The sequence below is a fragment of the Bradyrhizobium sp. CCBAU 53338 genome (genome assembly GCF_015291665.1).
Classification (GTDB): Bacteria; Pseudomonadota; Alphaproteobacteria; order Rhizobiales; family Xanthobacteraceae; genus Bradyrhizobium.
This window is the reverse complement of sequence record NZ_CP030048.1, coordinates 4,481,388-4,501,885: the sequence shown is the minus strand read 5'-3', so window position 1 is coordinate 4,501,885 and position 20,498 is coordinate 4,481,388. Positions and strand designations below refer to the sequence as shown.

Here is a 20,498-nt window from a genome sequence, read left to right as displayed (position 1 = left end):
GCCCTGCGCGGCCTTCTCTCGTCTTGACCAATTTTAGAGTATTACTCTAGAGTAATACTCTAGGAGAGATCCATGTCATCTGGCATGCGCGACGATCTGTTGGTGGCAGGGCTTGCGGTGTTCGACCGGTTGGGCTTCGAGGGCGCGACGGTGGCCGCGATCCGCGCCAAGGCGCGTGCTTCCAATGGCAGCTTCTTCCATGTGTTCGGCTCGAAGAGGGAGCTTGCGGGCGCGCTATTCCTGGAGGTGCTGCGGCACTATCACGCCGCAATGCTGGCCGCGCTCGATCCGGCGCTGGATGCGGAGCAGGGGATCGGCGGCCTGATCCGCGCCCATCTCGACTGGGTCGTGCTGAGCCGCCGCGAGGCGCGTTATCTCTTCGAGATCTCGCGCAATGAGTGGGGTGACGATGTTCGCGATGCTCAGCGCGCGCAGAATGCGCGGCTCGCCGAAGGCGTCGAACGCTGGCGCGCGCCGCTCGTTGCGCGCGGCGAGCTTTGGCCGATGACACCGGTGATGTTCGTCAGCCAGCTGATCGGCCCAGCGCAGATCTACTGCCGCGCCTTTCTCTCCGGACGCGACCGCGCCGATCCACGCGGCGAGGCGGATACGCTGATCGCTTGCGCCACCCGCGCGCTGGTTCCGCCCGGACGCGTCGACAAGCAGGAAAGAGGTGCGTCATGAGCAACGATCCCGATTTCGCCCAGATCGCCGAACGAATCCACGCCAATGTCGGCCGCCAGGGTTTCATGAACCTGGTCGGCGCGGAGCTGTCGGAGATATCGCGGGGCAGCTGCACGATTGCGGTCGAGCGCCGGCCGGAGTTGCTGCAGCAGCACGGCTTCTTCCATGGCGGGGTCACCGCTTTCCTGGTCGACAACGCCACGACCATCGCGGCGGCGACCTCGCGCGGCCAGCCGGCGCTGACGGCAGAGTACAAGCTCAATCTGCTGTCGCCCGCGGTCGGCGACAAACTGATTTGCCGGGCGAGGGTGATCAAGCCGGGCCGCCAGGTTTCCGTGGTCGCGGCCGACGTGTTCTGCGTCAACGACGGCGTCGAGAAACATACGGCGACGGCGCTCGCCTCGATCGCGATGCTGAGCGAGGATGTGGGTGCGAAAACGAAAAACCCGGCTGCCTGAGGCAGCCGGGCTTCGCGTTGCGCCTGAGCGCGAGGCTTACTTCTCTTCCACAGCCGGAGCCGGCTCGACGTCGTCGTGCTGGGCTTCCGGATCGAAGAACTCGCCGGCGGCGGCGATCGCCTCGGCGGCCGCGTCGCGGTCCTCGTTGCGGGTCGAGATGTCCTCGCCGCGGTTGATGCGCTCGGCCTCGTCCTGGCTGCGCGCAACGGTGACGGTGACCTCGACCTCGACCTCGGGGTGGACGGCGACGGTGATCGAGTGCTTGCCAATGGTCTTGATCGGCGCGTCGAGCTGAACCTGCGGACGAGCCAGCGAAACGCCGTCGGCCTCGAAGGCGGCAACCACGTCGCGCACCGTGACCGAACCGAACAGCTGGCCGGCTTCAGAAGCCTGACGGATCACGATGATGTTCTTGCCCTCGATCTTCTCGGCGACCTTGGACGCCTCGCCCTTCGAGGCAAGGTTGCGAGCTTCGAGGTCGGCCTTCATGCCGTCGTACTTGGCGCGGTTGTCCGCGGTGGCGCGCAGCGCCTTGCCGCGCTTGAGCAGGAAATTGCGGGCGTAGCCGTCGCGAACCTTCACGACTTCGCCCATCTGGCCGAGCTTGCTCACGCGTTCCAGCAAAATGACTTCCATATTCGTTCTCCTTTGAAGTGCTTTGGGTTTTCAGGTTTCGGGTTGAACTCAAGATGTCGGCAATGGCGGCGGTTGCCGATTGCGCAAGAAGCGCTCGCGGACGCCGAACACGGCGTCAGCGAGCCCAAGGATCACCATCGCGATGACAGGCCAGCCGAAGACCAGGACGACAGCATAGGTCGAGCTAAGCCAGAAGGCGCGGCTCTTCAGCGCGAGCGTCAGCGTATGCAGCACGGCGAATCCGGTCAGCGCGTAAGCCATCATCAACGCCGCCGTGGCGATCTGCGCGACGATCGCGAGCAAGCCACTGGTGAAGCAGAAGGCGAGTGCGATGCAGAGCACCGCTAGCGTCATCGCCGGCAGTTGGGCCGTCTTCAGATCCGGCCATGGGCGCCGCAGCCGGCCCGATGTCGCCGTCACTTTGGCGCTGAGCCAAAGATTGAGCGTGAGCGTCATCATCGAGACGATGGCGGCAGCAGCCGGAGCGATGTGGATCAATGCGTCGATAAACTGGTCGGCTTCGCCGGACGCCTGCGGATCGGCGGCACGCAGGATACGCATCAGGCCACGCCGCAGCGTTCCCGTGATGGTCTCGGCGTCGCTACCGAGCGTGAGGAGGGCGGCGATCGTGGTCAGCGCGGCAAAGCCGGCGATCCACAACAGGATGCGGCCGACGGGATACCATTCGATGTCGGGTTCGGCCGGCGCAGCGACCGCCGTGGCAGACGTCGTGTTCTCGACGTGCCGACCGAGCAAGACAAGATGGCCCAGCCACCAGGCCGGCAGTGCGACGGTGACGGCAAAGGCGAGGCAATAGGGCAGGCCAAAGATGGCGCCGAGGCCGATCGCGGCGGCGATACCGCCCAGGCTAGCGTAGAGCGGCCCCCAGCCGATCGCGGCGACCATCAGCGGCAGCGGCGCGAGATAGAACAGGACGAGCGAGATCAGCGCGCCCGACACGATCGAGGCGAACATCAGGGCCGACGCAGCGCCGGCGATCAGGGCTATCAGTCCAAATACCATCATCAGCTGTCCCGCTCCCTTCGAGCGGTTAGAGGCGCTTCGCCCCAACCATCGGCGACCGGACGACCCGGAAGCCTTATGAGTTCAGAAAGTCGCGACCGGCGGCCTGAATGCCGCCGGCCGGATTCGTCTTAGCGAATGACGTAGGGCAGCAGGCCCAGGAACCGCGCGCGCTTGATGGCGCGGGCGAGTTCACGCTGCTTCTTCGCGGACACCGCGGTGATGCGGCTCGGCACGATCTTGCCGCGCTCGGAGACGTAACGCATCAGCAGCTTGGAGTCCTTGTAGTCGATCTTCGGCGCATTGGCTCCCGTGAACGGGCAGCTCTTGCGGCGACGGAAAAACGGGCGGCGTGCACCAGCTTCAGCCATTGTTCTTACTCCCCATCCGTCGTTTCAGCTTCGTCGCGCGGACGGCGCGGGCCGCGATCGCCGCGGAAGCCACCACCGTCACGATCGCCACCACGGAAACCGCCTTCACGGTCGCCGCGGAAACCGCCTTCGCGCTCACCGCGGAAACCGCCACCGCGGTCGTCACGCTCGCGATCGCGGTCAGCCTTGCGCATCATCGCGGACGGACCTTCCTCGAGCTCCTCGACGCGGACGCTGAGATAGCGGATCACGTCTTCGCTGATGCGCTCCTGGCGCTCGATCTCGGCGATCGCCGCGGACGGCGCGTCGATGTTGAGCAGCACGAAGTGCGCCTTGCGGTTCTTGTTCATGCGGTAGGTGAGGGAGCGAACGCCCCAATTCTCGGTCTTGGTGACCTTGCCGCCGAGACTCTCGACGATGCCGGTCATCTGCGCAGTCAGCTCTTCGACCTGCTGCGTGCTCGCGTCCTGGCGCGCGAGAAAAACATGCTCATAGAGAGCCATTGTCGTCCTTTCCTCGTGTTGGCGCATTGCCCGGCGTCAAGCCCTTAAGAGACCTTCGGAAAGGACTCTGGGATCAAGCTCAGAAGGCGGAAACACGGGACGACGGGCCGACTGGCCCTGCCACACCAAAATCACTGAGGATTTGCTGAGACCGTCCGTTCAGCTCCCGGCCGGGGTCTGCGGATGCGCGCGTTATACGGATTTTGGACGGGTTTGCAAGGTTTGGGGCCGTGGTTTCGGCCCGGATCGTTGCGGCGCCGGGGGCGGGGACCGATCCTCCCATACCACAATCCGGCTTGATCTATTTGTTTGTATGTCATACAAATAAATGAAGGAGAGGACCCAGTGGCGGAAAAGCCGGCCCAGGAGCCGTTTGAGGCGGCAGGCGACCCCAAACATGCCGCGCGGGCGACGCGTTCGGCCGGGCGCAAGATGCGCTCCCTGCTGCTGGACGCAGCGAGCCCGCTGTTTCGGGAGCGGGGGCTGCCGGGCACTGCGATCACCGAGATCGCGGCCGCCGCGAACGCGTTCCCGAGCCAGATCACCTATTACTTCCGCACCAAGGAGGCGCTGTTCGTCGAATGTGCCTGCCGCGATCTCCTCTATCTGGGCCGTGCGACCGAGCAGGCGGCGCTGAAGGCGCGCACGCCACGGGAGTACACCCGCGCGCTGGCCGAGACCGTGACCGCCGGCGATTCGATCGCATTCTTCGCCGAGGCATTGACGCTGACGCGGCGTCGCCAGGATCTGGCGCCGCTGGTCGAGCGCACGATTGAGCGCCTGCACGCTGAAGGCGCGCGCGCCTATGCGGGCCAGGTGGCGCGCCATGGCTGGCGCTCGCTGCGCGCGCCCGACGAAAGCTCGCGGCGGTTCTGGGCCGTCGCTATCGGCGTCATTCTCGAAGGCTACGCCATGGGTCGCTCGCCAGAGGCGCTGTGTGCCGAGATGCTGCGCGTGCTCGGCGAGCAGGCGAAGTCTACTGGCGACACCGCGCGGCTGCGTCTCGTCGATGAAAATGATGGATTAAGCCATTCGGACGGAGAGGGGTAGGCCATGACCGCGCTTCGCATGCGTGCCCGCGATTTCCTGACCGACGATCAACTCGCCGATGTGCGCCAACGCGTGACCTGGAAGGGCGTCGCGATGATCGCGCACGCCTGGGCGCTCATCATTGGTGCGATCGTGCTGGTCGCGTGGTGGCCCAATCCGATTACCTATGTTCTTGCGGTTGCCATCATTGGCTCGCGCCAGCTTGGGCTCGCAATTCTCATGCATGACGGCGCGCATGGGTGTCTGTCCGCTGACGAGAAGACCAATCTGGCCCTGAGCCAGTGGCTCTGCGCCTATCCTTTGTTTGCCGAGACGCGCAGCTATCGGCGCTATCATCTGCAGCACCATGCGCGCACGCAGCAGGAGGATGATCCTGATCTGGTGCTGTCGGCACCATTTCCAATCACGAAGCTGAGCTACCGCCGCAAGTTCATCCGCGACATTACCGGGCAGACCGGCTACCAGCAGCGCAGGGCGCAACTCCTCAACGCGCTCGGACCGAAGGACCGGCCGTGGCGTCAGCGCGCCGCCCATTTCTGGGAGAAGCTCGGTCCGCAATGCCTCCTCAACGCCGCGATGTTTGCCGGTCTCGCGGCGGCCGGCGTGTGGTGGGCGTACCCGTTGCTCTGGCTGGTGCCGCTGCTCACCTGGATGATGGTCATTACTCGCATCCGCAACATAGCCGAGCATGCTGTCGTGCCTGACAGCAGCGATCCCTTGCGCAACACGCGCACCACGCACGCCAATGTCCTCGAGCGTCTGTTCATCGCGCCGTACTACGTGAACTATCACCTCGAACATCATCTGCTGTTCTACGTGCCTTGCTACAATCTGCCGAAGGTGCATCGTCTGCTCAGCGCGAGCCGGCATGCCGGCCGGATGGAGGTGCAGCCGGGCTACGCGGCGGTGCTGCGGCTTGCGACCACAAAGCCCGATCGTGACGACCGCCCGGGCCAACTCGTGAACAGCGCGCGCCGCGCGCATGCGGGGGCGGCGGTCGATGCCAACCAGACCAATGGTGGATTTTAGGGGGCCGCATCCCCAGGTGAATGCAGGCCGAAGTTCCTATCTTGGCTTGACATTCCGGCCCCGGACAGTGTCTACGGCCCCTTTCGGAGCATGGTCGAGAACCAAGGCTCGGGCCGGACGTCATCGGCTGCCGGGTTCTCGAAGCACACGACTCGAGCGATCCAGGGAGCGCCGATGACGGCAGCATTCACATTTCCAGGACAAGGTTCCCAGGCAGTCGGTATGGGCAAGGCCCTCGCCGACGCTTTTCCGGCGGCTCGCGCAGTGTTCGACGAGGTCGATGCCGCACTTGGAGAGAAGCTGACGGCCACGATCTGGGACGGTCCGGCCGAAACCCTTCAGCTCACTGAAAACGCCCAGCCGGCCCTGATGGCAGTGTCCGTGGCCACTCTGCGGGTGCTTGAGGCTGAAGCCGGATTTTCCGTGGGGCGGGATGCCGCCTTCGTCGCCGGTCACTCGCTCGGCGAATATTCGGCGCTGGCAGCGGCCGGCAGTCTGACGATTTCGGACACCGCGCGGCTGCTTCGTACCCGCGGTCTCGCAATGCAAAAGGCCGTGCCGGTTGGAGCCGGCGCCATGGCTGCGCTGCTCGGCCTCGATTACGAGGCGGCCATGGAGGTCGCCAAGGAGGCCGCGCAGGGCCAGGTCTGCCAGGCTGCCAATGATAACGGCGGCGGGCAGGTGGTCGTCTCCGGCGACAAGGCGGCGGTGGATCGCGCCGTCGAGATCGCCAAGACCAAGGGCGCCAAGCGCGCGATGCTGCTGCCGGTATCCGCCCCGTTCCATTGCCAGCTGATGCAGCCGGCGGCCGACGCGATGGCGGAAGCGCTGTCCAAGGTCACGATCAAGGCGCCGGCAGCGCCGCTGGTCTCCAACGTGCTGGCAAGCGCCATCACCGATCCCGACGAAATCCGCCGCCGCCTTGTTGAGCAGGTCACCGGGACGGTGCGCTGGCGCGAGTCGGTTGCCTACATGGCGGGCCAGGGCGTCACCCGTTTCTTCGAGATCGGGGCGGGCAAGGTGTTGACGGGCCTCGTCAAGCGCATCGCCGACGGCGCCGTCGGCGTTGCCGTCGGCGGACCGAACGATATTGCCGCTGCCAAAGACGCCTTGGCTGCGGCGAAGCAGGGTTGAGGAGCTATCGATGTTCGATCTGACTGGCAAAAAGGCGCTCGTCACCGGCGCGACCGGCGGCATCGGCGGCGCGATCGCGCAGGCGCTGCATGCGCAAGGCGCCACCGTCGCGATCTCCGGAACGCGCAAGGAAGTGCTGGATGAGCTCGCCGGCAAGCTCGGCGAGCGTACCCATGTGCTGCCCTGCAACCTCTCCAAGGCCGATGAAGTCGAGGCGCTTGTTCCCGCCGCGGAAGCTGCGATGGGCCAGGTCGACATTCTCGTCGCGAACGCCGGCATTACGCGGGACAACCTGTTCGTTCAGCTGCGCGACGAGGACTGGGACGAGGTCATCAACGTCAACCTGACGGCGACCTTCCGCCTGGCGCGCGCCGCCACCAAATTAATGATGCGCAAGCGCTTCGGCCGCATCATCGCCATTACCTCGGTGGTCGGCGTGACAGGGAATCCCGGGCAGGGCAATTACACCGCGTCGAAGGCCGGGCTGATCGGCATGATCAAGACGCTGGGCGCCGAATACGCCAAGCGCGGCGTCACCGCGAATTGCATTGCGCCCGGCTTCATCAAGACGCCGATGACCGATGCGCTCAACGACAAGCAGCGCGAGACGATTTTGAGCAAGGTTCCGGCCAACCGCCTGGGCACGCCCGAGGACATCGCGGCCGCCGCCGTCTACCTCAGTTCGAACGAAGCGGCCTACGTGACCGGCCAAACCATCCACGTCAACGGCGGCATGGCCATGATCTGACGCGGCGTTCCGCATTGCCCACATGGGCGGGGCGGGATGCGGCAAACGGCCGTTTCCAGAGCGAAATGAGGCTTGTAGTCAAGGCAGTTGAAGTATGATAACCGGACCTTCAACGGATGGGCAAAGAACGCCATTGCAGGTTTTTGAAACCCTGTATATTGGCGATGCGGAGCCTTGGCCGTCGTTCGCCGGGCCCTGGATCGGTTTGGATGGGGCCAAATCAAGTTCGTAAGTATTAAGGCAAGTAACACGACCACGACGGCTCGTATCGTCCCGGGGGGTCGGGTCTACAGGGAACAACACGAGGTTATGCAATGAGTGACATTGGCGAGCGGGTTAAGAAGATCGTGGTCGAACACCTTGGTGTTGAACCCGAGAAGGTTGTCGACGCAGCGAGCTTCATCGACGACCTCGGCGCCGACAGTCTGGACACCGTCGAATTGGTGATGGCGTTCGAAGAAGAATTCGGGTGCGAGATTCCTGATGACGCCGCCGAGACGATTCTCACCGTCGGCGACGCCACGAAGTTTCTCGAGAAGAACGCGAAGAGCTAAGGCTCTTCATTTTCGCGGGGACAACATTGAAACCGGACGGGCCGCTTCCCAGCGGTCAGCCGGTTTCTTGTTATTGGCCGTGAATCTTTCGATGCGGAGTTTTCGGACATGAGGCGGGTTGTCGTCACTGGTCTCGGCATGGTGTCGCCACTCGGCTGCGGCGTCGAGCCAACCTGGAAACGCATCCTCAACGGCGAAAGCGGTGCGCGCAGGATCGAGAGCTTCGATGTCTCCGATCTGCAGACCAAGATCGCCTGCACCGTCGTGCGCGGCGACGGCAGCAACGACAGCTTCAATCCCGACAAGTGGATGGAGCCGAAGGACCAGCGCAAGGTCGACGACTTCATCATCTTCGGCATGGCCGCAGCCGGCCAGGCGCTCGACGACGCCAATTGGCATCCCGAGACCGAAGAGGACAAATGCGCGACCGGCACCATGATCGGTTCCGGCATCGGTGGCCTCAACGGTATCGCCGACACCGCGATCCTGCTCAAGGAACGTGGCCCGCGCCGGGTGTCGCCGTTCTTCATTCCCGGCCGCCTGATCAATCTTGCGTCCGGCTACGTCTCGATCGCACATGGGCTGAAGGGGCCGAACCATTCGGTGGTCACGGCCTGCTCGACCGGCGCTCACGCGGTCGGCGATGCCGCACGCCTGATCGCGCTCGGCGATGCAGACGTGATGGTCGCCGGCGGCGCGGAGTCGCCGATCAGCCGCATCGGTATCGCCGGCTTCAACGCCGCGCGTGCGCTTTCGACCGGCTTCAACGAGACGCCCGAGAAGGCATCGCGTCCCTATGACAAGGATCGCGACGGGTTTGTCATGGGCGAGGGCGCCGGCGTCCTCGTTCTGGAGGAACTGGAGCACGCCCAGCGCCGCGGCGCGAAGATCTATGCCGAGGTGATCGGCTACGGTCTGTCCGGTGATGCCTATCACATTACGTCGCCGTCGCCCGATGGCGATGGCGGTTTCCGCAGCATGTCGGCTGCGCTCAAGCGTGCCGGCCTGACCGCGTCCGATCTCGACTACATCAACGCGCACGGCACCTCGACGCCGCTCGGTGACGAGATCGAGCTCGGGGCCGTGGAACGCCTGCTCGGCAATGCCGCCTCCAAGGTTGCGATGTCCTCGACCAAATCGTCGACCGGCCATCTGCTCGGTGCGGCCGGCGCGATCGAGGCGATCTTCGCCGTCCTCGCGATTCGCGATAATATCGTGCCGCCGACCATCAACCTGGACAACCCGTCGGTGGAGACCGCGATCGATCTCGTGCCGCACAAGGCGAAGCAGCGCGAGGTCAATGTCGCGTTGTCGAATTCTTTTGGTTTCGGCGGTACCAATGCGTCGGTGATCGTCCGGCGCCTGGCCCAATAGTTTGCGTTTGAGACGAATCCACCGTTTTGCCGTATTCGGCGATAGTCATGTCTGTGGGCGCGTGCATTTGGCTCGGCAAGCGATTGTCAGGCCGCGATTGAACCGGCAGGATTCAGGTTGCTTCGATGAGTGAAAGGCCGCCCATTTCGCCCAGGAGTCCGCGGGCAGCGCTCGAGCCGGAGCAGGTCCCGCCGCCGCCGAAGCGTTCGGAGCGGGCGCGCAATCCCTTCGTCGTAGTCGGCAACGCCATCATCACCTTGCTCCTGATCGGCATGATCGGCGCGGGTGTTGCCTATTATTACGGCCGGCAGGTGCTGGAGTCGCCCGGGCCGCTGAAGGAAGACAAGGTCGTCAACATTCCCCAGCGCGCCGGGAAGCGCGACATCGCCGAGACCCTGAACCGGGAAGGCGTGACCGACGTCAATCCATGGATCTTCATCGGCGCCGTGGCTGCGCTGAAGGCGAGCTCGGATCTCAAGCCGGGTGAATATTCGTTCCAGAAGAACGCGAGCTTGCGCGACGTCATCGCCACCATCGTCGAGGGCAAGGTGGTGCAGCATGCCGTCACGATTCCGGAAGGGCTGACCTCCGAGCAGATCGTGGCGCGATTGAGCGACAACGACATCTTCACCGGCAGCGTGCGCGAAGTGCCGCGTGAAGGGACGCTGCTGCCCGAGACCTACAAGTTCCCGCGCGGGACCCCGCGCGACCAGGTGATCCAGCGCATGCAGCAGGCGCACAAGCGCGTGCTCGCGGAGATCTGGGAGCGCCGCAGCCAGGATCTGCCGGTCAAGACGCCGGAGCAACTGGTGACGCTGGCCTCGATCGTCGAGAAGGAGACCGGCAAGCCGGACGAGCGCAGCCGCGTCGCCGCGGTGTTCGTCAATCGCCTCAAGCAGAAGATCAAGCTCCAGTCCGACCCGACCATCATTTACGGCCTCGTCGGCGGCAAGGGCACGCTGGGCCGCCCGATCAAGCGCAGCGAGATCACCCAGCCTTCGCCCTACAATACCTATGTGATCGAGGGCCTGCCGCCGGGCCCGATCTCCAATCCCGGCCGCGCCTCGCTGGAGGCCGCCGCCAACCCGGCCCGCACCCGCGACCTCTATTTCGTCGCCGACGGCTCGGGCGGGCATGCGTTCACCGAGACCTACGACGCGCACCAGAAGAACGTCGCGAAACTCCGCGCGATGGAGAAGCAGATCCAGAACGACACGGTCGAGCCGGCCGACGATGCGCCGGCGCCGGCCGCCGCCGCGCCCGCTGGCGCAGATACAGCGCCGACCGCGACCACGCCGCCGGCGCGCCCGACCCAGCAGAAGAAGCCGCCGGCGCGGCCCGCAGCTCCAGCTCGCCAGGGCGCAGTGCAGCCCTCGCCGCCGGTAATCCAGCGCTAGGCCCGGTCCGGCGTCAGGCCCACGCAGACCTGCCTGCGGACTTTGCGGATTCCACTTTCCTGCAAAATAGTCTTAAGTTTCGCGTGGCCTGATGGCCTTGCGAATCCCATGATGTCGGAGAACTTGACCTGATGGCGCTGTCGTCCATGACCGGCTTTGCCCGAAGCCACGGCGCAAGCGGGCCGTATACGTTCGAATGGGAATTGAAGTCGGTCAACGCCAAGGGCTTTGACCTCAGGGTGCGGCTGCCGCAAGGGTTCGACGAGCTCGAGGCCTACGCCAAGAAGCGCGCGGGCGAGCTTTTGTCGCGCGGCACCGTCTACGCCAATCTCAACGTCAAGCGCGCCAACGCGGCCGCCACCGTCCGCGTCAATGAGGACGTGCTCAACGCGGTGCTGAAGGCGGCCGCCGTCATCTCCGGCAAGATCGACGCCGTCGCGCCGAGCATCGACGGCCTGCTCGCCATCAAGGGCGTCGTCGAGGTTGCCGAGCCCGAGGGCGACGAAGAGGAGGACAAGGCCGCGCGCGCTGCCGCAGCGGAGGCTTTCGACAAGGCGCTCGACGAACTCGTGGCGATGCGCAAGCGCGAGGGCTCCTCGCTCGGCCAGATACTGACCCAGCGGGTCGACGAGATCGAGCAGCTCGCCAAGAAGGCGGAAGGCTCGCCGGGCCGCAGGCCGGAGGCGATCAAGGCGAAGCTCGCCGAGCAGATCGCAGCGTTGCTGGACACGTCGGACCGTTTCGATTCCGACCGTCTGATGCAGGAGGCGATCCTGATCGCCACCAAGGCCGACATCCGCGAGGAGCTCGACCGCATCGCCTCGCACGTCGCACAGGCGCGCGAACTGATCGGCAAGGGCGGCCCGATCGGCCGAAAGCTAGATTTCCTGGCGCAGGAGTTTCACCGTGAGGTCAACACCTGCTGCTCGAAGTCGAACGACATCGAGCTGACCAATACCGGGCTCGCCATGAAGAACGTGGTCGAGCAATTCCGCGAGCAGGTCCAGAATCTGGAGTGATCGATGACGACGAGCGGTCACGGAACTGACGGTGTCGAGCGGCGCGGACTGATGTTCGTACTGTCCTCGCCATCGGGCGCGGGCAAGACGACGCTGTCGCGGATGTTGATCGACCGCATGCCGGGCCTTCGCATGTCGGTGTCGGCGACCACGCGCGCGATGCGGCCCGGCGAGGTCGATGGCCGCGACTATCTGTTCGTCGACAAGGCCAGGTTCGACGCGATGGTGAAGGGTGACGAGCTGCTGGAATGGGCGACCGTATTCGACAACAGCTACGGTACGCCGCGCGCGCCGGTCGAGGCCGCGCTGTCGGCCGGGCAGGACGTGCTGTTCGACATCGACTGGCAGGGCACGCAGCAGCTCCGCGAGAAGGCCCGCGCCGACGTCGTCAGCGTCTTCATCCTGCCGCCTTCGGCAGGCGATCTCGAGAAGCGACTGCATTCACGCGCGCAGGATTCCGACGAGGTCATCCGCAAGCGCATGAGCCGCGCCAGCCACGAGATGAGCCATTGGGCCGAGTACGACTACATCGTCATCAACCACAATGTCGATGATGCCTTCGCGGAGGTCCAGTCGATCCTGAAGGCCGAGCGCCTCAAGCGCGAGCGGCGGACCGGCCTCGTGAGCTTCGTGCGAGGGCTGCAAGGTCAGCTTCAAGGGTAGCGTCGAAGCTCGGCTGCGTCAGCCGCGGCCCTTCGGCCGCGAGCCGTTCCAGCATCGCCGTGATGATGTCGATGTCGATCGCATTGTCGTTGCGCGCGGGCCCCTCATGCGAATCTGCGTCGCGGACGTGCTCTTGATGCGCGTCCTCATCGTGATCGGCCGTCTCTTCGTGATGAGCCTCGGCCGCGAGTTGAGGCGCTGGCGCCTCGATCTCGAATTCGCCCTCGAAACAGTCGATCTCGGTCTCGTCAGGTTCTTCCACCGTAACCTCGGCGGCGGGACGGCCTTGCGCTGCGATCCGGCCGATCGCGTCGCTGAAAGCGGCGATCTGACGGGCTTGCGGACGCACGGCGTCGAAGTCGATCGGAAGCGGCCGCTCGACGCGCGGCGCCGGAACGGGCTCGCCGTGCCACGGTGCGCGGCTGTCATCGCAATCTTGCCTGGTGTCCCAGTTGACGCGGCGATCGGCTGTCTGCATGCGCGCGCGTCCGCCCGCGAAGCGGTAGATCAGGCTGGCGAGGACGCCAGCGAGCGCCAGCGCGCCGCCGACGACGAGCAGAAGCATCTGGAGCGAACCGGTCGGCTTCTCGGCAGGCGCGTCGGCTGCGGCGAGCGCCACCGGGGCGGGGGATGCGGCCGGCGTTGCGCTCGTCTCGGTTGACGGTGCTGCAGGTGCGTCGGTCGTTGCAGGCGACGGCTGCGGTGCGGGTGAGGCGGCTGCCGGTGCAGCGTCGGGCCAACGTGTGGCGACGGCCGGCTGTTGCGGATCGCCGTTCGCAGCGGGCGCAGGCTGAGTGACCGGAACTGCGGTCGCGGCCGTGGGCGCTGCCTGCGGGGCGGCGCTCTGCGGCGCGACGTATTCGGCGTGCGCATTCTGCACCGATTGCGGCGGCGGTGAATCCGGCTGCGCCGTGCTGCTCGCCATCTGCGCGGTCGTGGCAGCCTTGGCGGGTTCCTTGACGCCTTCAGCGCGCAGATACCAGCATTGCCGCTTCGTCCCGCGCTCCACGCGATAGTGCCAGTGTTGTCCCTGCGGTGCGCCGCCCTTCGGCGAGGTGAGACAGTCGCTCGCGGGATTCACCGTGCTGGCAGCGCCGGGGGCAACCGGCGCGTTCTGCGAGACGGCAGCCAGGGGTACGCCGGCGATGATGCTGCCGATCAATGCAGATGTGAACTTTGCGGTGCGGTTGCCCATCCTGGTCTCCCGATTACGCATGACGCAACTCGTTACCTTCCCCTTCTCAGCAAAGAGTTGGGTGGCAATGAGCCGCAAATCCGGAGAGGATGTGGCTTGAATCGGGCCTGCGGGGCGTTCGTTCCGCCGCGAATGAGGCAATTTCGAGCGCGTTACTGCTTGCTCGCGGTCCAGGTTCCCGAGCAGCCGTCGGAGCGGCGGAACGTGCCGGACCCGCTGCGCGCGGACAGGCGGCCGGCGCCGGTATAGGTGATGCCGCCATCACCCTGTCCGAACGTGTGCACCGAGCCGTTTGCGCTGACCGTCCCACTGACGCCTTGGCCGATCACGCGGCCGGAGGTCACGACGGTCGCGCCACTGGACGTGCCGCCGCAGCCGACGCTGGTGACGGCCCAGGCACCGTCGAAACTGCCGCCGCCACCACTTCCGCCGCCGCGCCGTGCCGACGAGCGTTGTTCGTCCGTGGCCGGCTTGCTCCGGCGCGCCGATGGCGCGGGTTCTGCGGAACGGCCTGAAGAACCATCCTGGCGCGAGCCGGACAGCGATTTTTCGTCATTGCCGATCGAGCCGCCGGCGCTGCCGGATTGCGCGAAGGCCGATGGCGAGACGAGTGTGAGGAGAAGCGAGGCGAGGGCAAAATGGCGGCTTGAGGTGTTCGACATGAGCCAGAAATCCATCATGAAAAATCAGCGGCAGAATCAACGACCAGAGCCGTCGGCACAGACGGCTCCAATAATGCGGCAAGCTTTGCCGGCCTTGCCGCAATCGTCAAGCGCGGCATCCTTCGCGCGCTCCACGCTGTCGCGCTGGACCAGCGACCAGGATTTGTCCGAGATTGCGAACGCGCCGCAGCTTCTGCCGTAGAAGGAGAGTTCGATCGGGCATTTGGCGCCCCCGCAATTGCCGCGCGCATCCGCGACCGCCGCGCGCCGTGAGGCATGGTTCCACGAGATGCCCCATTTGCTGCTGTCGGGGCCGTAGACGATCGAGCCCCAGGGCTTGAGGTCCTCCATCTTGCGCATCCGCAGCAGCAGGCCCTCGGTCGCTTCACCCGTTGGCGCCATGGAAATCCGTTGCTGAAGCTTCGTGATCGCGCGCGTGAGCCCGTCGGGCGTATCAGGATCGAAATTGAGCTCGTAGAGCCGCTCGCTCAATTCGCTGAGCAGCGCGGCATCGCGCAGCGGCACTCGGTCAGGATCGGCACGCAGGCGATCCGCCGGCAGCGGATCGGGCTGCATCGCCGCGACCTGCGGCGGCGCGGCTTGCGTCGGGGGTACGAAGTAGAATGTGCCGTCGATCGGCGAGGACGACACCCATGGTTGCTGTGCGCCCGAGGTGGCGCGCTTCACGGCGAGGCCGACCTGGTTGAAGGTCTGGAAGACGTCGAGGCCCGCGGTGCGGATCGTCGCCGCGAGCGCCTTGGTGTAGGGGCTGTGGCCGTCGCTGCCATCCTGCGCGACGTTGCCCGGTTGCGTCGCGTAGGAAATCAGCGTGCCCTCGGGCGCACGCATCTGCGCGAGGCCGCCGTCGGAGGAGCGCAAGCCGCGCGAACCGAATGGGTTGTTGCGGCAGGCATCGAGGATGACGAGGTTGAGCCGCGTGCCCGAACCCTGCATTTGGCGCAGCACGAGATTGACGTCGGTCATCTGGAAATCGACGTCGGCTTCGCGCGTTGGATTGGCGCCGACAGGTACCAGATAGTTCGAGCCCGCCACCTGCACACCGTGACCGGCATAATAGAACAGTGCGACGTCGGCGCCCTGCACCTGCCGGCCGAAGCTTTGTACCGCAATGTCCATCGCGGCCTTGTCGAGATCGAGCTGTGCGCCGCCGCCGACCAGTACGAAGCCGAGCGAGCCGAGCGTCTGCGCCATCAGGCTGGCGTCCTTGGCGGGATTGTCGAGCGGCGTGATGTTCTTGTAAGCGGAGTTGCCAACCACCAGCGCAATGCGCTTCTCGGCCGCCGCCGGCTGCGCGACGTTGAGCGTGGCGACGACGAACGCCGCCAGCATCAGGACGCGATTGAAAATCCTCGCGCGCATCAAAATTCCCCAAATAATGGCGCCAATCTACCAGCTAGATGCACGGCCGAAAAGCGGTGCGGCACTTTGGCCGGATGGCCGGAACGAGCCCGCCACGTCTCGCGATCGGAGAGGCGCACAGGTTCGCGTTCCCGCGACAGGTTTGTCCGGGCCTTGCTGCCGTTCATCGCCCTATGAAAGCCAGAGGGCGCAGGGAAGGCCGGGCGCCGGCGGCACCCGCAAGTCCGTGCGCTCCAGGAAATGCACACGGGGTGGACCACAGGTTGGCCGAACGCCCGGCCTTCCCTGCGCGGATGGTTTTAACGGTGTCCTTCGCGCTCTCCTCGGGGAGCGATGCACTATTGCCCCCGTCGCTTTGCAGATGGCTGACGCGCGCACCCGGTCGGGCCGCCACATCACCGCAAGGCTTGACGCACAGGCTCCGGGCGCCAGGACCACACGACTTCTCCGTCCGCGGACGGTTTCGCCTGATCGTTCGGGGCTTGCGTGTGCTCACCCGGACCGCCGACGAACCCGCTGTGACCGCGCCGTGTCGTGCCGCGTTGCGTGACGTCTCACGGTTGCCCGCCCTGTCATCGCGCAATCGCGCCGGCGCTACCGCGTCCACCGCAACCCGGCCCGCATCTCGTGACGATCGCGAAGCGCCCCTTTGGCAAGGGCCGGGATGGGGGTGCTTATGCCATAAATCCGAAATTCTGGAAAGGAGAATATTTTTGCGCAAAGGGGTTGACGGTGTTTTGGTGTTTTGCCCGGCTGCCCTTATCTCTGCTCGCCGGTCTGGATGAAGACCTGACATGCGCTGGCAAGGCAGATCGCGGTGGGAGCGGGCAGGCGCAGCCGACGATGATCGCGAGGTGGCGGATCGCGATGGTGGCGGGCCTTGCTGGGGATGACGGATCGGTCATGCAGGAGAACAAGAATGCGCCGGACGGCGCGCGTCACCGCCGTCACGCACGCGCAGGAGCATCACTTGCCTGCGCAGCAATCGACCAGCAAGCGCCAGATGCGCTGGATCTCGATGGACCTCTGCATCTCGAGCACGTGGTTCTCGCTGGCATGGGGGCAGGGAGCTGCGGCGTGGAGTTCGCGCGGTGCGATCCAGCGTTCCGAGATCGGATCGTACCATTTGCTGGGCGTCACCAAGTTCGTATCTCCTCTTCATCCCCCTGGTTCTGCGCCTATCCCGTGCGCCGGTTGCTGGTGTTTTGGGTGAGGTTGCCGTGGGCGGCCTGCTCACGGATGTTCTGTTTCTCGTCGTCGCGATGGCCTTTGGTCGTATCGACGGGAACAGTCGGCGTGCTGCCGGCGCCTTTGTGGCTTTGGTTCTGATCCGGCACAGGCTGCACGATCTTTGTCAGCGGCTTCGTCATATCGTTCAGACTCCGTCGTTGCCTCGACGAAGGGTCAACGCGGTGGACGCGCAGGGCGTTCCAAGATCGGGTCTGACGTAATTGCGGCGATGCGAAGCGCGCTAGTGCTTCGCGCCGTCGTGGCCGCCGGATGACGAGCGGTCGGAGACGGGCTCGTTCTCCCGGGCGCGGAGCTCGCTCAAGGCCGTCTCGAGGGGGTGTCCGTCGCCGCCCGCAGCCCCGGCAGGTGGTGGTGGCTTGCGGTATTTCCGGATCATCCGCTTGATGTCGTCGACGGCCTCCAGCAAGGGCGGCGTCAGCGAGAGCACCGTCCCCATCGCAATGGCGATGATGGTGTGGCGCAGCGAGACCTTCTCGTCTTCATCGTAGGCGTAGACATTCCGGCCGATCCGGACAGGCGCGAGCCCGCTCCCGGATCGCGTCTGATCCGCTTTCCGCGGCTTGCGCGGCGGAATCATGATCACGACGAAGAGCACGTTGATCAGGAGCCAGATGCCCAGGATGATGAGAACAGTCCGCATCGATAAACCAAAGGTTAAGAAATGTGCTGGTGATTCAAGTGGATATTGAACGGCCGTTCGCGCGCCAATGCAAGTCGTGCTTTCGACGAGACCCGAGTTTCAGCGCGAGCTGCTATCGGAATTCGGCAGGAATGGATGCCAAAGGACGCGTGCACCGGCTCCATCCCAGGAACCGAAACGAGGGTTCGGCTTGGACCGATTCTGCCTCCCGGTGCCGAGATCAGCCCGCTACCGAAACCGCCGCGTCACCATCGCCAGTACGAAGACCGGTTCGGTACCGTCGAACACGCTGAGCGTCCAGCTGTCGCCGGGACGCAGCGCATGCTCGACGTCGCGGGAGAGGCGGAGCGCTTCGCGCCAGGCAGCCTCATCGTCGGGGAGCGATTCGCCTGTCGTGTCGGTGTGAGGCTGCTGCCCCTCGAAATGGAAAAAGTACCGCCGCATGTCGGACAATGCGGGCGAGGTCGATATGTTCCGCATTCGCGCGGATCGGCAGCGCCGTCAGCGCGCGCCCAACACTCTGCCGAAATACCGTTTGACGGCGCGGTTGCAGGCGCAGGCGCTGGCGGAAAGCGCTGGTGCGTCGAGGATCAGGATGGCACCGCGACGCGTTGCAAGGATGCGCCTTGCCTTCAGCATCTGGATGACGCGGCTGGCATAGCTGCGGGAGACGCCGAGCATGCCGGCGAGTTGCTCATGGGTGAGGGGGATTTCGTCGCCGCCGATGTGCTCCTGCGCCGCGATGATCCATTTCGCTGCGCGCTGCTCGATCGAATGCGCGGCATTGCATGCTGCGGTCTGGAGCAGCTGAGTGAGCTGACAGGTGGCGTAGCGTGCGAACAGATCCTGGAGGGTCGCCGATCTCTGCAGCGCCTGTTCGAGCGCGCGCAACGGCAGGCGTAGCACCGTGCCGCCCACCTTCGCGACGATGCGTGCATAGGCCAGCGACGGGCCGCGGCCGAAGGGAAGACCAACCGCTCCCTCGCGACCGACCAGCAGGCTTTCGACCTCGCGATCATCTTCGACCGGGACCGCGAACGATACGAAGGCGGGGCCACAGGGGAAATGAACAACGGCGATGCTGTCACCGGCATGATGCAGGACGTGGTTCGCAGCGAGGTCGATCGATTGCAAATGAGGGGCGAGCAGCTCGAAATCCTGGTTGCTGAGCCTCTGGAGGAGTTCGTTATCGGGCCGGCGGGTCACGCGTGTTTCTCTTACCTGCCGGGAATCGGCAACCGACGAGACCCTACGTTTCCGCGCAGGAACAGACGGTTCCAAAGTGCACACAAGCGCTTACGGAAAATCGAAAAAGATCAGCGCCGAACGCGAGGGAGCCCTCTAGCCGCGGCGCGCCTCGCACGCGGATGACAGCCGGCTCGCATGCCGGTAGGCGTCGATCGCCCTGTTGGCGAGCATCAGCGGCCGGCGCTCGCCGGTTTTGAGCTGTGCCTCGATCGCATCGAGAATGATGTTTGCGGAGATGTCGGGCGCGCCCAGCTCGCCGGTCTTCTCGAGGAAGCTCCAGGCGATGAAGAATGCGCTCTCGACCGTGCAGCGAATGGACATGCGCTGCCAACGCAGTGCGGCCGCAGCCGTTCCGTAAGCGGCGGCAAGACCATTGTCCCGCCGCCGATCAAAACTCAGTTCTTCAGCACGATGCGGCCGACCACCTTGCCGGCGCGCAGCTCGTCGATCCATTTCTGGACATCGCCCATCGGCTCTTCGCGCATCGGCGTCGGCTTGATCTTGCCGGCGCGGGCGAGCGCCATGAGCTCGTGGGCTTCTGCCAGCGTGCCGACCATGAAGCCTTCGACGGTGAGGCGCTTGTAGACCCACTGCACCATCGGCAGCGTGAACTGTCCGCCCATCAGGCCGGAGACCACGACCTTGCCGCCGCGCGCGGCGACGGCGACGGCAAACGCCATCGACTTCTCGTTGCCGGCGAAATCCACCACCTCGTCGAAGCCGCCGTCGGTCTCCTTCAGGATGCGCTTGATCACGTCGGGCTCGGACGGATCGTAGGCGACGGCTGCGCCGTTCTTGAGCGCGGTATCGCGCGCGGCCGGCGAGAGATCGGCGACCGTGATCGGCTGCTTGAACATCGCCTGCGCGAACGACAGGCCCATCATGCCGACGCCGCCGAGACCGACCAGCAGCAGGTTGCGCTGGCGCGGACGATCGACCAGGCGCTTGAGAGCGCCATAGGCGGTGACGCCGGAGCACATCAGCGTCGCGGCCTGGTTGACGGGCAGCGGATCGTAATCGAGCAGATATTTCGCGTCGGGCACCAGCACGTGGGTGGCGAAGCCGCCGTCGATGGAGACGCCGAGGAAGCGCTGCTTGACGCAAAGGTTCTCGTCGCCGTTCTTGCAGTCGCGGCACTGGCCGCAACCGATCCAGGGAAACACCGCCTTCTTGGATCCGACCAGGCTCGCCGGCACGTCGGGGCCCACTTCGTCGACGACGCCGGCGATCTCGTGGCCGAGCGTGAAGGGCAGCGTCATGCCGCGCGTGGTGTCGAGTTTCTTGCCGCCGCCGAGATCGGCATAGCCGTCCTGGATGTGCAGGTCGGAATGGCACAGCCCGCAGCGCTCGATGCGCACCAGCACCTCGGCGCCCTGCGGTCTTGGTGTGTCGACGATGGTCTCGCACAGCGGCGCATCGAACTTGACCAGGGACTGCCGACGCATCAACGCCATTTTCTTTCCTCCGGAATATGAATTG

The 20,498-nt window shown here is 65.3% G+C and carries 25 protein-coding genes; 11 read left to right on the top strand and 14 right to left on the bottom strand.

All coding sequences use genetic code 11. From position 1 onward, the window contains the following. Nucleotides 1-72: 72 nt before the first annotated feature. Nucleotides 73-684, top strand: coding sequence for a TetR/AcrR family transcriptional regulator (locus tag XH90_RS21285; protein WP_194476299.1), 612 nt, complete (start codon nt 73-75; stop codon nt 682-684). Beyond that, nucleotides 681-1,142, top strand: coding sequence for a PaaI family thioesterase (locus XH90_RS21280; RefSeq protein ID WP_194476298.1), 462 nt, complete (start codon nt 681-683; stop codon nt 1,140-1,142). The genes XH90_RS21285 and XH90_RS21280 overlap by 4 nt, the downstream gene beginning before the upstream one ends. A 36-nt stretch (nt 1,143-1,178) precedes the next feature. Here XH90_RS21280 and rplI read toward each other — a convergent pair whose 3' ends face one another. From rplI to rpsF, 4 genes are all read right to left on the bottom strand, one after another. After that, nucleotides 1,179-1,778 carry a 50S ribosomal protein L9 gene (gene rplI / locus XH90_RS21275; RefSeq protein ID WP_194476297.1) on the bottom strand — a complete coding sequence of 200 codons (600 nt, stop codon included), beginning with the start codon at nt 1,776-1,778 and terminating at the stop codon, nt 1,179-1,181. A gap of 48 nt (nt 1,779-1,826) precedes the next feature. After that, on the bottom strand, nt 1,827-2,804 hold the full coding sequence (locus tag XH90_RS21270) for a DUF2232 domain-containing protein (protein ID WP_194476296.1): 978 nt from the start codon (nt 2,802-2,804) through the stop codon (nt 1,827-1,829). A gap of 128 nt (nt 2,805-2,932) precedes the next feature. Then, entirely contained in the window at nt 2,933-3,172 is a 240-nt protein-coding gene (rpsR, locus tag XH90_RS21265) for a 30S ribosomal protein S18 (protein WP_007592020.1), read from the bottom strand. Between the two features lie 5 nt (nt 3,173-3,177). After that, nucleotides 3,178-3,675 (bottom strand): 30S ribosomal protein S6, encoded by a 498-nt coding sequence (rpsF, locus tag XH90_RS21260; protein WP_194476295.1) that lies wholly within the window; start codon nt 3,673-3,675, stop codon nt 3,178-3,180. 345 nt (nt 3,676-4,020) lie between these two features. On the opposite strand from rpsF, the gene XH90_RS21255 reads away from it, so the two are divergent. The 9 genes from XH90_RS21255 to gmk all read left to right on the top strand — a co-directional run bounded on the left by XH90_RS21255 (nt 4,021) and on the right by gmk (nt 12,643). After that, nucleotides 4,021-4,725: a TetR/AcrR family transcriptional regulator C-terminal domain-containing protein gene (locus tag XH90_RS21255; RefSeq protein WP_194476294.1), complete on the top strand. Its 705-nt coding sequence runs from the start codon at nt 4,021-4,023 to the stop codon at nt 4,723-4,725. Between the two features lie 3 nt (nt 4,726-4,728). Beyond that, the gene (locus XH90_RS21250) at nt 4,729-5,754 is read left to right on the top strand and encodes a fatty acid desaturase family protein (RefSeq protein WP_194476293.1); all 1,026 of its coding nucleotides are present in this window, start codon (nt 4,729-4,731) and stop codon (nt 5,752-5,754) included. Between the two features lie 174 nt (nt 5,755-5,928). Further along, the gene (gene fabD / locus XH90_RS21245; protein WP_194476292.1) at nt 5,929-6,888 is read left to right on the top strand and encodes an ACP S-malonyltransferase; all 960 of its coding nucleotides are present in this window, start codon (nt 5,929-5,931) and stop codon (nt 6,886-6,888) included. A 10-nt stretch (nt 6,889-6,898) separates the two neighbouring features. Beyond that, on the top strand, nt 6,899-7,636 hold the full coding sequence (gene fabG, locus XH90_RS21240) for a 3-oxoacyl-[acyl-carrier-protein] reductase (protein ID WP_194476291.1): 738 nt from the start codon (nt 6,899-6,901) through the stop codon (nt 7,634-7,636). 314 nt (nt 7,637-7,950) lie between these two features. Beyond that, a complete protein-coding gene (locus XH90_RS21235; RefSeq protein WP_008130699.1) occupies nt 7,951-8,190 on the top strand; it encodes an acyl carrier protein in 240 nt (79 codons plus the stop codon). Between the two features lie 108 nt (nt 8,191-8,298). Then, a complete protein-coding gene (fabF, locus tag XH90_RS21230; RefSeq protein ID WP_194476290.1) occupies nt 8,299-9,564 on the top strand; it encodes a beta-ketoacyl-ACP synthase II in 1,266 nt (421 codons plus the stop codon). 125 nt (nt 9,565-9,689) lie between these two features. Continuing rightward, a complete protein-coding gene (gene mltG, locus XH90_RS21225; protein ID WP_194476289.1) occupies nt 9,690-10,961 on the top strand; it encodes an endolytic transglycosylase MltG in 1,272 nt (423 codons plus the stop codon). A 131-nt stretch (nt 10,962-11,092) separates the two neighbouring features. After that, nucleotides 11,093-11,980 (top strand): YicC/YloC family endoribonuclease, encoded by an 888-nt coding sequence (locus XH90_RS21220; RefSeq protein ID WP_194476288.1) that lies wholly within the window; start codon nt 11,093-11,095, stop codon nt 11,978-11,980. Nucleotides 11,981-11,983: 3 nt separating this feature from the next. Further along, nucleotides 11,984-12,643, top strand: a complete 660-nt coding sequence (gene gmk, locus XH90_RS21215; protein ID WP_194476287.1) for a guanylate kinase — start codon at nt 11,984-11,986, stop codon at nt 12,641-12,643. Here the strand turns inward: gmk and XH90_RS21210 are convergent. The 10 genes from XH90_RS21210 to XH90_RS21165 all read right to left on the bottom strand — a co-directional run bounded on the left by XH90_RS21210 (nt 12,576) and on the right by XH90_RS21165 (nt 20,473). Further along, nucleotides 12,576-13,859 (bottom strand): hypothetical protein, encoded by a 1,284-nt coding sequence (locus XH90_RS21210; protein ID WP_246755542.1) that lies wholly within the window; start codon nt 13,857-13,859, stop codon nt 12,576-12,578. The genes gmk and XH90_RS21210 overlap by 68 nt on opposite strands. Nucleotides 13,860-13,990: 131 nt before the next feature. Beyond that, entirely contained in the window at nt 13,991-14,500 is a 510-nt protein-coding gene (locus tag XH90_RS21205; protein ID WP_194476285.1) for a hypothetical protein, read from the bottom strand. A 36-nt stretch (nt 14,501-14,536) separates the two neighbouring features. Beyond that, nucleotides 14,537-15,880: a caspase family protein gene (locus tag XH90_RS21200; RefSeq protein ID WP_194476284.1), complete on the bottom strand. Its 1,344-nt coding sequence runs from the start codon at nt 15,878-15,880 to the stop codon at nt 14,537-14,539. 966 nt (nt 15,881-16,846) lie between these two features. After that, a complete protein-coding gene (locus XH90_RS21195) occupies nt 16,847-17,023 on the bottom strand; it encodes a hypothetical protein (RefSeq protein ID WP_194476283.1) in 177 nt (58 codons plus the stop codon). 35 nt (nt 17,024-17,058) lie between these two features. Next, nucleotides 17,059-17,250, bottom strand: coding sequence for a hypothetical protein (locus XH90_RS21190; protein WP_194476282.1), 192 nt, complete (start codon nt 17,248-17,250; stop codon nt 17,059-17,061). Nucleotides 17,251-17,351: 101 nt separating this feature from the next. After that, nucleotides 17,352-17,771 (bottom strand): phosphonate metabolism protein PhnM, encoded by a 420-nt coding sequence (locus XH90_RS21185; protein WP_194476281.1) that lies wholly within the window; start codon nt 17,769-17,771, stop codon nt 17,352-17,354. Nucleotides 17,772-17,999: 228 nt separating this feature from the next. Beyond that, nucleotides 18,000-18,251: a tRNA 5-methylaminomethyl-2-thiouridine synthase gene (locus tag XH90_RS21180; protein WP_246755541.1), complete on the bottom strand. Its 252-nt coding sequence runs from the start codon at nt 18,249-18,251 to the stop codon at nt 18,000-18,002. Nucleotides 18,252-18,272: 21 nt separating this feature from the next. Continuing rightward, complete coding sequence (locus XH90_RS21175) at nt 18,273-18,977, bottom strand: Crp/Fnr family transcriptional regulator (RefSeq protein WP_194476280.1); 705 nt, start codon at nt 18,975-18,977, stop codon at nt 18,273-18,275. A gap of 135 nt (nt 18,978-19,112) precedes the next feature. Beyond that, the gene (locus XH90_RS21170) at nt 19,113-19,340 is read right to left on the bottom strand and encodes a hypothetical protein (protein ID WP_194476279.1); all 228 of its coding nucleotides are present in this window, start codon (nt 19,338-19,340) and stop codon (nt 19,113-19,115) included. Nucleotides 19,341-19,414: 74 nt separating this feature from the next. After that, nucleotides 19,415-20,473 carry an alcohol dehydrogenase gene (locus tag XH90_RS21165; protein ID WP_194476278.1) on the bottom strand — a complete coding sequence of 353 codons (1,059 nt, stop codon included), beginning with the start codon at nt 20,471-20,473 and terminating at the stop codon, nt 19,415-19,417. Between the last annotated feature and the right edge of the window lie 25 nt (nt 20,474-20,498).